The 15,200-nt window shown below is 71.1% G+C and carries 9 protein-coding genes; 5 read left to right on the top strand and 4 right to left on the bottom strand.

Translation table 11 applies throughout. The features are described from left to right. Positions 1-194: 194 nt before the first annotated feature. Positions 195-1,727, bottom strand: a complete 1,533-nt coding sequence (locus BDK92_RS08425) for a CehA/McbA family metallohydrolase (RefSeq protein WP_121156177.1) — start codon at positions 1,725-1,727, stop codon at positions 195-197. Between the two features lie 235 nt (positions 1,728-1,962). Between BDK92_RS08425 and BDK92_RS08420 the strand changes: the two genes are divergently transcribed. The 4 genes from BDK92_RS08420 to BDK92_RS08405 all read left to right on the top strand — a co-directional run bounded on the left by BDK92_RS08420 (position 1,963) and on the right by BDK92_RS08405 (position 9,088). Beyond that, complete coding sequence (locus BDK92_RS08420; RefSeq protein WP_121156175.1) at positions 1,963-2,418, top strand: hypothetical protein; 456 nt, start codon at positions 1,963-1,965, stop codon at positions 2,416-2,418. 6 nt (positions 2,419-2,424) lie between these two features. Continuing rightward, on the top strand, positions 2,425-6,765 hold the full coding sequence (gene eccCb / locus BDK92_RS08415; protein WP_121156173.1) for a type VII secretion protein EccCb: 4,341 nt from the start codon (positions 2,425-2,427) through the stop codon (positions 6,763-6,765). A gap of 136 nt (positions 6,766-6,901) precedes the next feature. Then, complete coding sequence (locus tag BDK92_RS08410) at positions 6,902-7,861, top strand: TIGR03885 family FMN-dependent LLM class oxidoreductase (RefSeq protein WP_121156171.1); 960 nt, start codon at positions 6,902-6,904, stop codon at positions 7,859-7,861. Positions 7,862-7,969: 108 nt separating this feature from the next. Then, positions 7,970-9,088 (top strand): polysaccharide pyruvyl transferase family protein, encoded by a 1,119-nt coding sequence (locus BDK92_RS08405; RefSeq protein ID WP_121161824.1) that lies wholly within the window; start codon positions 7,970-7,972, stop codon positions 9,086-9,088. 29 nt (positions 9,089-9,117) lie between these two features. Here the strand turns inward: BDK92_RS08405 and BDK92_RS08400 are convergent, their stop codons facing one another. After that, positions 9,118-9,324 carry a hypothetical protein gene (locus tag BDK92_RS08400; protein ID WP_121156169.1) on the bottom strand — a complete coding sequence of 69 codons (207 nt, stop codon included), beginning with the start codon at positions 9,322-9,324 and terminating at the stop codon, positions 9,118-9,120. A gap of 80 nt (positions 9,325-9,404) precedes the next feature. Beyond that, positions 9,405-10,346, bottom strand: a complete 942-nt coding sequence (locus tag BDK92_RS08395) for a GNAT family N-acetyltransferase (protein ID WP_121156167.1) — start codon at positions 10,344-10,346, stop codon at positions 9,405-9,407. Between the two features lie 289 nt (positions 10,347-10,635). Here BDK92_RS08395 and BDK92_RS08390 point away from each other — a divergent pair, with 289 nt between their 5' ends. Next, complete coding sequence (locus BDK92_RS08390) at positions 10,636-14,508, top strand: S8 family serine peptidase (RefSeq protein WP_121156166.1); 3,873 nt, start codon at positions 10,636-10,638, stop codon at positions 14,506-14,508. Between the two features lie 76 nt (positions 14,509-14,584). Here BDK92_RS08390 and BDK92_RS08385 read toward each other — a convergent pair whose 3' ends face one another. Next, positions 14,585-15,187 carry an alpha/beta hydrolase gene (locus BDK92_RS08385; RefSeq protein ID WP_246016899.1) on the bottom strand — a complete coding sequence of 201 codons (603 nt, stop codon included), beginning with the start codon at positions 15,185-15,187 and terminating at the stop codon, positions 14,585-14,587. Between the last annotated feature and the right edge of the window lie 13 nt (positions 15,188-15,200).

Genomic DNA, 15,200 nt, shown 5'->3' with positions numbered 1-15,200 from the left:
TCCTTGCCGTGCGTGCGCCGATCATGGCCCTGACATTGTTGGCAGACGTCAGCAACACGGCTCTGCCCGGTGATCGGTTCGCGGCGGAGGCTGTGGTGTAGGCGACGGTCGGGCGGCGAGCGTCGAGTTCCCGCCGGCCGCGCGGGTCGGTGCCGTCGCGACGACACCGGCCCCCGCGGCCGAGCGGGCGGCGGTCAGTCCTGGCCGAGGAAGATCGGGTTGGTCATCGCCACCATCGCGTTCGGGACGGTGGTGTTCGGGCCACCCGACGCCCGGCGGACCTCGACCCGGACCCAGCGGCTGTAGCGCGGGTACGTGGTCCAGCGGATCGTCGCCGACCCGGTCTCCGGCACCGTCTCGGTGTACTCCTTGCCGAGCTGGTCGAGGATGGTCACGGTCGTCCCCGGCACGCCGGAGACCGCGACCTCGACCGTGACCGGGGTGCCGATCTCGGCCTTCAGTCGCTCACCGATGCCGGCGGTACGCCCGTCGGCGCTGGCGGTGAAGGAGAGGTTCACCGCCGACGACTCGGCCAGCCAGGAGCGGCCCGCCTTGAGCCCGGCGAGCAGCGCCTCCCGGCGCAGGTTGTCGGCGTAGACGACGGTGTGCGGCAGCGCGACCGTCTGCTCGGGGTTGTGCGCGTCGGAGTTGCCGATGGCCGGGATGAACTGGCCCGCCCGGAGCAGCCCGTCCCAGTGGTTGACCGCCTGCTGGTCCTCGTCGGTCCACGGGCCGTTCCAGATCTCGACCAGGTCGGCGATCTCGTACGCGAACTCGTAGCTGCAGCCGAAGCAGTTGGCGAACGGGTGCGCGGCGGTCACCAGTCCACCGACCTTGTGCACCTGCTCGGTGAACCGGCGGAAGTCGGACGGGTCGCCGGCGCGGTAACGCCAGTCGATCCACTTGCCCGCCGGCAGCCCGATCGCCGGCCAGTGCCCGGACCGAGTGGTGACCTCCTCGCCGTTGAGGATCAGCAGGTCGTCGGTGGCGTGGTCGCCCCACTGCAAGGCCGAGCTGGAGGTGTTGTGGTCGGTGGAGACCATGAAGTCGAGACCGGCGGCACGTGCCGCCGCGACCAGCTCCGGGGGCGTACGGCGACCGTCGGAGTGGACCGTGTGCAGGTGGGCGTCGCCCCGGTACCACGACTTGCCGCGCTGGCGGGCCGGTGCGGTCAACGGCGCCGGGTTCGGCTTGAACGGCTTGCCCTGGGGACCGAAGTGCAGAGTGATGGTGACCTGGTAGTTCAGGCCCTGCGGTGCGACCGTGTACGGGCCGAGGATGACGTGCCAGGTGCCGGGGGTGATCGGTCCGGCGAGGTAGCCGGGCGTCGCCTCCGAGGCGCTGATCGAGAACCGGTCGCGGAAACCGCCCGACCAGCCCCGGAAGCCGCGCTCGTTGCCGAGCTGGTGGCCCTCCGGTCCGAACATGCCGATGTCGCAGGCGTTGCCGCGGGTGCCGGCGGGCACGGCCGGCTTGTCGTACGAGTAGACGACGTCGATCTGGTTGACCCCGCGCGGCACCTGGACCGGCAGGTAGTACCAGTCGGCGATGCTCGGGGTGAAGGTGCCGGTCACGGTCTTGGTCTGCTCAGTCGTGCCGGTGGCGCCGGCCGCGTCGGTCGACGGCGCCGCGAACGCCACCTCGGGGAGCAGGTTTATCGTGGCGCCGGCGGCCAGAACACCACCCGTACGCAGCAAGTTACGACGGGTCAGGTCTCCGGAAGTCATGCGTACCTCCGCATTGGTGGACAGTGGGCCCGACGCTAGGCTCGCTGAGGTACGGAGAAACCACCAAAAAGTGAACAATAACCGAGCCGTCTTGCCTGCTCAGCGCTGACGAGGTGTGGGCGTCACCGAAATGTTCACTGCCGGACATATCCGCTTCGCTCCAGCTTTCCGGTCCTCGGCTGATGCGGTGAATGGTGTTCAATGTAGACGCGCCCGAACCGTGGGAGGTACCACCATGTCCGAGGTCGCCGTCGCGATCGAAACGCACACCCCCGTCGCAGCCGAACGGCTCGACCAACTCGCCCGGGGACTCGCCGACGACCTGCGGGCCGTACGCGGGCTGCGGGTAGGCAACGCCGGCTCCACCGCGATCGGCCCCGGCAAGTCGCCGCAGGCATGGGAGCTGGGCATGCTCGTCGTCGGCGGGCTCTTCTCGGCCACCACCATGCGGACGATCGCCCAGATCGCGATCTCGTACGCCGAACGGGCCAAGGCCCGCTCGATCCGGCTGCGCCGGGGCGACGTCGAACTCGTGATCACCGGCGCGAGTCGGATCGACGACCCAGCCCTGGTCGCCAAGCTGGAGCAGATCTTCGGAGCCGGAGCCGGAGCCGGAGCCGGAGGCGGCGTGGGAGCCGGGGAGGCGCCACCCGCGATCGAGGGCAACCGGGCCGGCGAGGCGGGTCGCTGACCTGCGATGGGACAGCGCCTCGCCCTGCTGATCGCCAACGACCGTTACATCGACGAGTCGCTCTCCGACCTCTACGCGCCCCGCGAGGAGGCCCGGGACCTCTCCAGCCTGCTGGCCGACGCCGACGTCGGCGCCTTCGACTACGTACGGCTGCTGGAGAACGAGTCGAAGAGCGCGGTCGAACGCGCGATCGAGACGATGTTGCAGACCGCCGGTCCGGAGGACCTGATCCTGCTCTACTTCTCCGGTCACGGCATCCGCAGCAACAAGCGGGGCCGGCTCTACCTCGCGGTCGCCAACACCGAACTGGACGCCCTGTCGTCGACCGCGGTCTCCGCCTCCTTCGTCCGTGAACTGCTCGACGAGTCCGACGCGGCCAGCTCGGTCATCCTGCTCGACTGCTGCTACAGCGGCGCCTTCGACGGCGAGGGCCTCAAGTCCGCCGACGACCTGCCGATCGACGGGGAGCTGAGCGCCGGCTACGGGCGCTACGTCATCACCGCCACCAACTCCGTCGAACGCGCCGACGACGGACGGCCGGCGACCGAGGTCACGCCCCGGCTCCGGTCCGCCTTCACCGAGACGATCATCCAGGGGCTGAGCACCGGCGCCGCCGACATCACCGGCAACGGCCGGATCACCCCCGAGGACCTGTGGCGGTACGTTCGACTGGAGCTGCCCCGCCGGGCTCCAAACCAGTCACCGTGCCAGTTCGGCCGGGCCAGCGACGAGATCCACATCGCCCTCTCCCGGGACGGGCACCACCGTCAGCGACGCCACCGCGACCAACGCGAGATACGCCTCGGTGACCTGCTCGGACCCCTCGAGCCCGCCGACGACGTACGGCTCTGCGCCACCGAATGGCGCCGCCGAGGACTGCTCAAGGTGCCCGTCGGCCAGGCCCAACGGATCGACCAACCGGCCGGCGAGCCGGTCTGGCTCGACCTCGCCTCCACCGAGGGGCACCTGCTCGTCGTCGGACGGGCCGGCACCGGCAAGACCACCCTGCTGCGCACCATCATCGGCGGGCTCGCGCTCACCCACACCGACCACGAGGTCGCCTTCTACTGCCTCGAATCCGGCGGCAACTGGCTCGGCCCGATGCGCCGCCTGCCACACGTACGGGCGGTCGTCGGCGACGACGAGGTCGGCGAGGTCGGCAAGCTGCTCGACCAGCTCGAACAGGACGTGCTGCGGCGCAAGCAGCTCTTCCGCGAGCACGAACTGGAATCACCGACCAGCCTGCGCGCCCGGCGGGCCAGCCTCGGCGCCGGGTCGTACCCCGACGTCTTCCTCGTCGTCGACCGCTGGCAGGACTTCGCCAGCCTGGTCCACGACTTCACCGCCCGCGTGGTCGACCTGGCCAACAAGGGCCTCGGCTACGGGGTGCACGTCGCCGTGGTCGACCGGAGCTGGCGGACCATCCCCGAGGAACTTCTCGAACTGCCGCAGGCGCGGATCGAAACCCGACTCACCCAACCGTCCGAGTCGCTGGTCAACCCCGACTCCGCCGGGCGGCTGCCGCTCAACCTCCCCGGCTGGGCCATCCTCGGCCGGCGGATGTTCCGGATCGCGGTGCCCGACCTGACGGTGAGTGAGGTGGAGACCGAGACCGAGGCCGTCGACCCGACCCCGGACGGCGCCGCGATGATGGTCACCGCGATCGCCGAGGCATGGGGCACGCCGCCGTTCGCGATGGCGGGCACCGGCTCCTCCGCGCACCTGGCTGCGGTGCCCCGCGACGACCTGCTGACCGCGCTCGGCGTGCCCGGTTACCGCGAACTGCTCGGGTACACCGGGGCGAGCACCCCGATCGGCCCGGACCAGCTCCGGGTGCCGATCGGCCTGGACGAGCAGGGCGAACCGGTGCTGCTCGACCTCAAAGAGGCCGCCCAGGGCGGCATGGGCCCGCACGGTCTGCTCGTCGGGGCGGTCGGCTCCGGCAAGAGCGAACTGCTGCGTACGATCGTCACCGCCCTCGCCATGCGCCACTCGTCGACGGAACTGAACTTCCTCCTGGTCGACTTCAAGGGCGGGGCCACCTTCGCGACGCTGGACCAGCTCCCCCACACCAGCGCGCTCGTCACCAACCTCTCCGACGAGCTGCCGTTGGTCGAGCGCCTGGCCGACGCCCTGCAAAGTGAACTGCGGCGACGGCAGGAACTGCTCCGCGAGGCCGGGAACCTCTCCAGTCGGTGGGACTACGAGCGGGCGCGGGCGAGCAACCCGGCGTTGGCCCCGCTCCCCGCACTGCTCGTCATCTGCGACGAGTTCTCCGAACTGCTCACCGCCAAGCCCGACTTCATCGACGTTTTCGTCTACATCGGACGGGTCGGGCGCTCGCTCGGCGTACACCTGCTCCTGGCCAGTCAGCGGCTGGAGGAGGGGCGGCTACGCGGCCTGGACTCCTCCCTGTCGTACCGGATCGGGCTGCGTACGTTCTCCATGGTGGAGAGCCGCGCGATACTCGGCGTGCCGGACGCGTACGAGCTGCCGAACGCACCCGGACACGGCTACCTCAAGGTCGACACGAGCGGGCCGACCCGGTTCCGGGCCGCCTACGTCTCCGGGCCGTACCTCGCGCACGTACCGGAAACCCAGGCCGACGACCCGGAACTGGTCGGACGTCGCGTCCTCGACATCGTCGTGGACCGGCTGCGCACCGCCGGCCCGCCCGCACACCCGGTGTGGCTACCCCCGCTCGGCGACCCGCCCAGCCTCGACACGCTCCTGCACCTGGTGCACAGCCCGACCCACGGGCTGCGCGCGGCGCAGACCACCCCGCTGGTCGTCCCGGTCGGCCTGGTCGACCTGCCGCAGCACCAGCGTCGCGAACCGCTGCTGCTGGACTTCGGCGGGACCACCGGCCACGCCGTCGTCGTCGGCGCACCCCGCAGCGGCAAGAGCACACTGGTCAGCACCATCATGGCCGCGCTCGCGCTCGCGCACACACCGCGCGAGGTGCAGTTCTTCTGCCTCGACTTCGGCGGTGGCGCACTGGCCAACCTGGCGAGCCTGCCGCACGTCTCGGGCATCACCGGGCGTCGGGACGCCGAAGCGGTCCGCCGCACCGTCGCCGAGCTGGAAAACCTCCTGGAGGCGCGGGAAGTCGCCTTCGACCGGTCGAACATCGCCTCGATCGCCGACTACCGGCGCCGGCGCTCGGTCGGCGAGTTCCCGGAAGACCCGTTCGGCGACGTCTTCCTCGTCGTCGACGGGTGGAGCACCCTGCGACAGGAGTACGAGAACCTCGAGCCGTCAATCACCACCCTCGCCGCGCGCGGCCCCGCCTTCGGCGTACACCTGATCGTCACCGCCACCCGCTGGTCCGAGATCCGGGTGAGCCTGCGCGAACTGCTCGGCCTCCGGCTCGAACTGCGCCTCGGCGACCCGTCCGACTCGGAGATCGGCCGCCGGGCGGCCGTGAACGTGCCCGTCGGGTCACCCGGGCGGGGACTCACCCCGGACCGGACGCACTTCGTCGCCGCGGCGCCCCGGATCGACGGCAAACCGGCCGGCGACGAACTGGCCGTGGCGACCACCGCCCTGGCGAAGTGGGTCGACGAAAGCTGGCCGGGGGAGCGCGCGCCCGCGGTCCGACTGCTGCCCCGGGTGCTCACCCCGGCCGCCCTCGCCGAACTGGTCGACCCGGAGCACGAGGGGCTGGCGATCGGGGTGAACGAGTCCGCGCTCGCTCCGGTCTACCTCGAACCGAACCGCGACCCGCACCTGATCGTCTTCGGCGACGCGGAATGCGGCAAGACCAACCTGCTGCGGCTGATCGCACGCGGCATCGTTGCCCGGTACTCACCGGCGCAGGCATGCATCGTCGTCGCGGACTACCGGCGCGGCCTGCTCGGGGCGGTCGAGGGCAAGCACCTGATCGGTTACGCCTCCTCCAACCAGGTCTCCGGTCAGGTGCTGGGCGAGGTCCGCACCGCCATGGAGGCGCGGCTGCCGGGCCCGGACATCACCCCGCAACAGCTACGCGACCGCTCCTGGTGGACCGGACCCGAACTGTACGTGCTGGTGGACGACTACGACCTGGTCGCCACCGGCGGCAGCAACCCGCTGGCCGTCCTGCTCGAACTGCTGCCGCACGCCCGGGACATCGGACTGCACCTGATCGTGTCCCGGCGGATGAACGGGGTGTCCCGGGCGCTGTACGAGCCGGTCCTGCAACGCCTGCGCGAGATCGACACCCCGACCCTGGTGATGTCCGGCAACCGCGAGGAGGGTGCGGTGGCCGGCAGCGTCCGGCCCACGGCGCTACCACCGGGTCGTGGCACGCTGGTGCGGCGCCGTGACGGCATACAGGTCGTCCAGACCGCGCTCGTCGAACCCTGATCCCGCCGGCTCCTTCACGGCTCGAGCAGCCGGTCACGCAGGGCGCTGATCAGGGTGCGCGCGGTCGGGTTCGAGAATTCGGCGAAGTGGGCATCTGGAACGTCGACACTGTCGAGACGACCACCGGGAGGTCCGGGTGACCACGTACGGGTTCCACGCATCGCACGAGCAACTTCCGCCGAGCGAGCTGCTGCGCCAGGTACGGGCCGCCGAGCAGGCCGGTTTCACCCGGGCGATGTGCTCCGACCACTTCGCACCGTTCGGCCCCGAGCAGGGCGAGTCCGGGTTCGCCTGGTCCTGGTTGGGGGCCGCGCTCGCCACCACCGACCTGCCGTTCGGTGTGGTCAACGCCCCCGGGCAGCGTTACCACCCGGCGATCGTCGCCCAGGCCGCCGCGACCCTGGCGGAGATGTTCCCGGACCGGTTCTGGATGGCGGTCGGCAGCGGCGAGGCGGTCAACGAACACATCACCGGCGAGCGCTGGCCGGCAAAGGACGAACGCAACGCCCGGCTGCTCGAATCGGTCGAGGTGATGCGGGCGCTCTTCGCCGGTGAGTGCGTCAGCCACCGGGGGTTGGTCACCGTCGACCGGGCCACGCTCTGGACCCGTCCGGCGCAGCCGCCGCCGATCTTCGGTGCGGCGGTCAGCCCGGAGACCGCCCGCTGGGTCGGTTCCTGGGCCGACGGTCTGATCACCGTGAACCGGCCGGTGGCACAGCTCCGGCCGGTGATCGAGGCGTACCGGGAGGGCGGCGGGGCGGGGAAACCGGTGAAGCTCCAGGTGCACCTGAGCTGGGACCGGGACGAGGAGAAGGCATTGCGGATCGCGCACGAGCAGTGGCGTACCGGGATTCTCGGCAGTGACGTCGCCTGGGACCTGACGATGCCGGCCGAGTTCGCCCGCGCCACCGCGTACGTCCGGCCGGACGACATGCGCGAGCACGTCCTTGTCTCCAGCGACCCGGGACGGCACCTCCAGTGGCTGCGGGAGTACGCCGATCTGGGCGTGGACGAGATCTACCTGCATCACGTCGGCCGGGACCAGCGTGACTTCCTCGACGTCTTCGGCACCCGGGTCCTGTCCGAACTGACCTGATTCGCCATCCGACTGGGGGCGGTGCTCGGGGAGGGCTGAAACGCCCGGGGCCGGTAGGCATGGGGGCGGCCGGAGTGGGTAGGCCGTTCCCAATACCGGGGGGTGGAGATGTCGGACGGCGGCGGACCGACCATCGGCGTGATCGGCTCGTACGGGGGCCGCAACCTCGGCGACGAGGCGATCCTGACCGGTTTACTGGGCGACGTACGTGCCATCCGCCCGGACGCCCGCATCATCGTCTTCTCCCGTAACCCGGAGCACACCGCCCGTACCCACCCGGGCGTGGAGCCCGCGGCGTGGGACGGGATCAGGCGGGCCGAGTCCTCGGCCACGATCGCCCGCCTCGACCTGCTGATCCTCGGCGGCGGCGGGATCCTCTACGACAGCGAGGCGCGGCGTTACCTGCGGCTGGTCCTGGCCGCCCAGGAGCGGGGGCTGCCGGTGTTCACGTACGCGGTGGGCGCCGGCCCGCTCAGCGATCCGGTCGACTGCTCGATGGTGCAGCAGAGCCTCGACGCCGCCGTCGAGGTGACCGTACGTGACGACGAGTCGGAGTTGGTGCTGGAGGGGATCGGGGTGAACCGTCCCATCACCGTCACCGCCGACCCGGCCTTCCTGCTCGAACCGGAGGAGTTCCCGATGTCGTTGCTGCACCGGGAGGGCGTACGCCCTGGCCGGCGGCTGGTCGGCATGAGCGTACGGGAGCCGGGGCGGGCGGCCTCGCGGCTGGACGTCGACGGTTACCACCGGCTGCTGGCCCAGATCGGCGACTTCCTGGTCCGGCGGCTCGACGCGAACGTGCTCTTCGTGCCGATGGAGCGGGACGACATCAAGCACTCGCACGGCGTGCTGTCCCACATGACCGCCGCCGACAAGGGCCGGATCCTCCATGGCGACTACACGCCCCGGCAGCTCCTGGGGCTGATGTCGCATCTGAACATGGCTGTCGGGATGCGGCTGCATTTCCTGATTTTCGCCGCGATGTCCGGTGTGCCGTTCCTGCCGTTGCCGTACGCGGGCAAGGTCTTCGACTTCGCCCAGCGAATCGGAGTGCCGGCCCTGAGCGGACTCGCCCGGGAGGTCGAGGGGCCGCTGCTGGCCGAGGTGGACCAGCTCTGGGACGAACGGGAGGCCCGAGCCGAGGGCACCGCCCAGCGGGTCGAGCAGGTACGGGAACAGGCCAGGCTGACCAGCCAGCTGATCACCCCGGTGCTGAACCGCCTCTGATCGGCGGGCGGCCCGCTGCGGTACGTGCCTCAGGCGACCGGGCCCCGCCAGCGGTAGACCCAGGGCGGTCCCTCGTCGCGCGCGGACTCCAACTCGTACATCTCCGCGCGGGCCAGGCCGCCCTCGCCGAGATGCGGGTGCACCAGCGGCGGACGTCCATTGCGGTCGAGTTCGACGGTGACCACCGCACCGTCGGCCACCCCGCCGACCAGCGGGACCTGAGCCGTCGCTCCCATGTCCCCATCTTGCCCGCGCCGGGACCGGCCCGCAGCCGTTCAGCGCGGCGGCCAACCGCAACCGGTGGTCGCCGCCGGACTCATCCGGTCAGCTCACGCACCCAGCGGATCTCGGTCGCGCACCGCTCGTAGCCGAACCACCTGTTGATCGCCAGCATCGGCTCGTTGCCGGCGTCGTTGTTGGTGAACGCCTCGGTGTAGCCGGCCGCCCGCGCCCGGTGCAGCGACGAGGACTTCGCCAACTTCGCCAGACCCCGTCCCCGGTACGCCCGCCGGGTACCGGCCAGCCCGGACATGTAACGGCTGGCGCCGTCGGTGATCGCGAAGCTGAGCGCGGCCACAACGCCGTCGACCGTCACCACCGAGGTGAGCTCCCGGTCGTGCTCCGGATGCTCCCAGTACTGCGCCAACCAGACGTCGTAGTCGATCGGCGCCGGATCCACGTCGTCGGGCACGTCCCCGCTCGTCTCGTTGTCCGCCGCCCAGATCTCCCGCAGGTCGTCACCGAAACTCGTCCCGGTACGCACCTCGACCCCCGGTGGGACGGGCGGCAGCGGGGGCAGTGATCCGTCGGTGAGCGGCAGCCGTTGGAAGTGCGCCGACCGGCCACGCCGGTAGCCGTTACGTTCGGCGAACGCGATCGAGTGTTCGTCATCGAGCGACCAGCAGAAGTTGGTGCGGGCACCCAGACCGGTCACGTACGCCTCGCCAGCCGCCAGCAGGGCGCGGCCGGCGCCCCTGCCGCGCAGCTCGGGATGGACGTAGAGGTTCAGGTACGCCTGCCCCGGCTCGCTGCTGTCGTAGTAGATTCCGGTCCGAGCGGCACCGACCAGCCGTCCGTCCTCCTCGGCGAGGAGCAGCCGGTGGTGCTGCGCGGCCGGGGAGTTCGCCACCTGCCAGCCGAGCGTCCGAGGGGTCACCACCAGGTACGGCAGCGCCGCGCGCAACACCTCGGCGGCGGCTTCGCTGTCGGTGGCCGCGGTCGGGCTGCCGGGGTCGAACGCGCGGATGGCAATCGTCATGTGCCAGCACGGTACGGGCCGACGGCGCGCCCCGCCTCTGGATTTGTCCGGGATGAGCGGGGCCCGGATCCGCCGACGGTGGACCGGTCCGGCCGGTAGCGGTGTTACGGGCCGATGACTTTGATCATCGTCGGTAACACGCCGGTGCTGTTTGGTTTAACAGTTGTGGCGGAGATACGTCATGTCATTGCTCCGCCAGTGGCGGCGCACCAGGCCACGCCTCAGGTCGCCGCACAATCGGCGACGGCGGCGCCCGAACCCCTCGGCGCCGTGAGGAAGGACAACCCTGATGTTCACATCCAGACGGCGAATCCCGCGCTGGGCAGCGGGCGTGGCCGCGGCACTCGCCGCGGTACTCGTGCTGCCCGCTGGCGCGGCAACGGCCGCGCCCACCAGCGCGACGGTGGACCCGCTGCGCAAGGTGGACCCCCGGCTGCTCCAGCCGCTCTCCGCCGGCGCCAGCATGAGCTTCTTCGTGGAGTTGGCCGACGAGCTCAAGCTCGACGAGGCCGAGCTCGACCGGGTCGAGCGGACGGCTGCCGGCAAGGCCGGCCGGATCGCGCGTACGACCCGCGTCTACCAGACGAAGGTCTCGCACGCCGAGCAGACCCAGCGTGGGCTGCGGTCGCTGCTGCGGGAGCGCAAGGCCGACTTCACGCCCTTCTGGATCGCGAACGTCATCGAGGTGACCGGCACCCTCGACCTCGTCACCGAACTCGCCAAGCGGGCCGACGTCGCCCGGATCGCCCCGGTCGGACACACCACGTTGGAGGAACCGACCGCGTCCTCCGGTGCGACCGCCAGCGCCACGGTGCCCTGGAACCTCAGCCAGATCGGCGCCGACAAGGTGTGGAACGAGTACGGCGTACGGGGCGAGGGCATCGTCGTCGGCAGCATCGACACCGGCGTCCAGTACAACCACCCCGCGCTGGTACGTCAGTACCGTGGCAACACGGGCAAGGGAACGTTCAGCCACGACTACAACTGGTTCGACCCGACCAACGGCTGCGGCGCCACCCCGTGCGACAACATCGGTCACGGTACGCACACCGTCGGCACGATGGTCGGCGACGACGGCGCCGGCACGGTCGTCGGCGTGGCCCCCGGGGCGACCTGGATCGCGGCCAAGGGGTGCGGAGACTCCTTCTGCGAGGACCCGCACCTGCTCGCCGCGGGTCAGTGGATGCTCGCTCCGACCGACCGGTTCAACCAGAACCCGCGTCCGGACCTCGCCCCCGACATCATCAACAACTCGTGGGGCGGCGCCAACGACGGCGAGAACTTCTACGAGCAGATCATCGACACCTGGCTGGCGGCCGGCATCTTCCCGGTCTACTCCGTCGGCAACGACGGGGAAAAGGAATGGGGCCCCTGCAACACGGCCGGCTACCCGGCGGTCAACCCGGGCGTCTACGCCGTCGGCGCGGTCGACAACACCGGCACCATCGCCCCCTTCTCCAGCCGAGGCAAGGACGGCGACCCCACGGTACGGCCGGACATCGCCGCCCCCGGCGTCAACATCGTCTCCAGCCGCCCCGGCAACGAGTACGGCGCGGACAACGGCACCTCGATGGCCGCGCCGCACGTCGCCGGTGCCGTCGCCCTGGCCTGGTCGGCCGTGCCGAACCTCCGGCGTGACGTGGCCACCACCCGCGAACTGCTCGACCGCACCGCGCACGACGTCGACGACCGGCAGTGCGGTGGAACCGCCGCCGACAACAACGTCTACGGCGAGGGTCTGCTCGACGCGTACGCCCTGGTGACCGCGGCCTCCAGTGCCCAGCTCGGCGGTGTCGTGGTGACCGCGACGCGGGGCGGACAGCCGCTGCCCGGCACCAAGGTGACGCTCACCTCCGACACGGTCGACCGCAGCGCCCGTACCGACGAGCACGGCACGGTGCAGCTGGGCCGGGTTCCGGCCGGCGAGTACACCCTGACCGCGAGCTTCTTCGGGCAGCGGACCCGGCAGCAGACGATCACCGTGGCCGGTGACGGTACGGCCACCCTGACGGTCGACCTCTCCGAGTCCGTGCCGTGGCACGCGGTGCACGGCACGGTCACCGACCCGGCCGGACGTCCGGTGGTGGGCGCGCAGGTCAGCCTGGTCGGCGAGACCTTCCCGGGCTTCACCACCGGCGCCGACGGCACGTACACCGGTTTGCTTCCCGAGGCCGACTACGAGGTGCAGGTCACGCACGGGCGCTGGCTGGCGCGCAAGACCGTGCCGTTCACCGTCGACGGCGACGAGACCCTGGACGTGACCCTGGAGGCCAAGACCGACGCGTACGGCTACGCCGCCGGTGTCGCCGACACCGCCTGGGTCAACGGCGGCAGCGTCCTCCCGCTCACCGGTGACCGGGCGAGCCGCGTCGTCGAACTGCCGTTCCCGGTGACGTTCTACGGCACCACCTACACCGGTGCCAGCGTGCACACCGACGGTTACCTGACCTTCGGTACCGGCGCGACCACCTCGACCGGCGACAACGCGGCGCTGCCCGCGCTGTCGGTGCCGGCCGCCGCCGTCCACGCGTTCTGGGACGACCTGGTGCTGGACAACGTCTCCACCGTCCGGACGAAGACGTCCGGCAGCACCCCGAACCGCCAGTTCGTCATCAGCTGGACCCGGGCCGCGCTGAAGAGTTCGCCGAAGAGCCGGCTGGATTTCCAGATCGTGCTCGCCGAGAACGGGACGGTGACCCTCCAGTACCGCAACCTCGCCCAGGGCGCGACCGGTGCGACCGCGACGGTCGGCATCGCGGAGAAGCCGGCCGGTACCGCCCTGACGTACTCGGCGAACGAGGCGGCCCTCGACGCCGGTACCGCGGTGACCTTCCGGGTGCCGGGCACCGGGGTGCTGCGCGGCACCGTACGCGACGCGAACGACCGGCAGCCGCTGGCCGACGCGACCGTACGGATCCAGGCGCCGGGCGTACCGGCCCCGGTGACCGTGACCAGCGACAAGGACGGGTTCTACCAGGCCGAGGTGCCCGCCGGTGAGCTCTCGGTGACCGCGACAAGTTTCGGGTACGACCTGCCGGCCGAAACCCTGACGGTCGCCGAGGCGAGCGTGGTCAAGCACGACATCGCGCTACGTACACCCCTGCTGGTCAGCAACAAGGGCGCCGTGACGGTGACCGCGCGGGCCGGCGGGACCCGGACCGCGACGGTGAGCCTGACCAACCGGGGTGACCTCGACGCCAACTGGCAGGCGCGGGAGATCGACTCGCCGACGCCGCCGGCCTCGGCACCCGGCCAGGTGCTCGGGTCCTTCCCGCTCAGCGGTCTGTTCAGCGGGGTGGGCATCGGCTACCGCAACGGCGAGGTGTACGTCGTCGACACGTACTTCACCGGCAAGCTGCAGAAGTTCGACCGGAACGGCAAGTTGCTGGGTACGGGCGCGGTCGCGACCGGTGTCTCCTACACCGACATGACCTACGTGGCGGACCGGGACCTGATGTGCGCCACCGGATTTTCGATCACCGGTGGCAGCCCGATCGAGTGCTTCGACCCGGACACCCTGGAGACGAAGGAGACCATCGCCGGCCCCTGGTCCGGGGACAACTCGTACGGGCTCGCCTACCGCGCGAGCGACGACACGTTCTACATCGCCACCTACACGCCGGCCAACACGGTGATCCGACACCTCGCCGGGTTCTCGCACGCCCAGCCCGGATCGGTGCTCGGTGAGTGCACCCCCACCGTGCCGTGGGTCGGCGGTCTGGCGCTCAACGAGGAGCACAACGTGCTCTGGGGGCTCAACAACAACAACGTCGGTGAGGCGGTCTGGGCGCTCGACCCGAACACCTGCGCCACGCTCGGTTCGGCTCCGGACCCGGACGCCGACCCGGTCAGCGGTGCCGGGCTCGACATCGACGAGCACGGTGACCTGTGGCTGGTCGGCCAGGCCGTCCGGTCCCCGGGCAGGGCGGTGGCCTACCACATCAACGGTGCCCTCCCGGCGTACAGCGACGTGCCGTGGGTGTCCGTGACCAACCCGAACGGGCAGCTCGCCCCTGGCGGCAAGGCCGAGGTGGGGTTGACCATCGACACCACCGGTCTGGCGCCGGGTGTGCACGCCGCCACGGTGATGGTGACCAGCAACGCGGCGAAGGTCGGGGCGACGCCGATCACCGTGACGGTCAACGTCACTCCGCGCGGCTGACCGGATAACGGAGAGTCCCGGACCGTCCCGCCCCCGCCGGGGGTGGGGCGGTCCGGCCGTATCGGGCGGCGGGCGTTCAGCGCCAGAGTGTGTTGTCCAGGAACTCCTCGACCGCGGTGGCGACCCGGCCGAGCACCGCCGCCGAGCCGGCGAGTGGACCGGGCAGGTACATGCCGTGGTCGGCGTCGGTCACCTCCAGCACGTACGGCGAGAGCTGGCGGGCGAGCCGGCTGTCCCACGTCGGGTCGGCGGTGCCCCCGATCAGCAGCGCCGGGGCGGTCGCCCGCCGCAGCGCCGCCACCACCGGCTCGTGGACCAGCAGCGGGGTGAGCCAGACCGCCGGCAGTCCCCGGTCGGCGGCGAGGGCGGTCGCGTACGTCCCGAACGACTTGCCGATGAGCAGCGGAAGGCCATCCGGCGGGGGAGCGGTCAGCTCGTCCGGCGGCGCCGTTCGTGTCTCCAGCCCGTCCAGCACCGGAGCGACCCGGGCGGTCACCCAACCCTGCCGGTCGTCCGGCGGCACCTCCATCGGCTGCTCCGGCCCCGGCCAGGAGATCGCGCGGATCGCGGCTCCCCGGACCTCCGCCGCGTCGGCGGCGTACATCAGCAGCGGCACGTACGGCCCGAACTGCCCGCCGGGGATCACCACGGCGTTCCGTTTCGTCGTCGACTCGGTCATCCTGCCGAGGCTA

The sequence above is a fragment of the Micromonospora pisi genome, assembly GCF_003633685.1.
In the GTDB taxonomy this organism is placed as follows: domain Bacteria; phylum Actinomycetota; class Actinomycetes; order Mycobacteriales; family Micromonosporaceae; genus Micromonospora_G; species Micromonospora_G pisi.
This window is presented reverse-complemented; position numbering and strand designations above follow the sequence as displayed.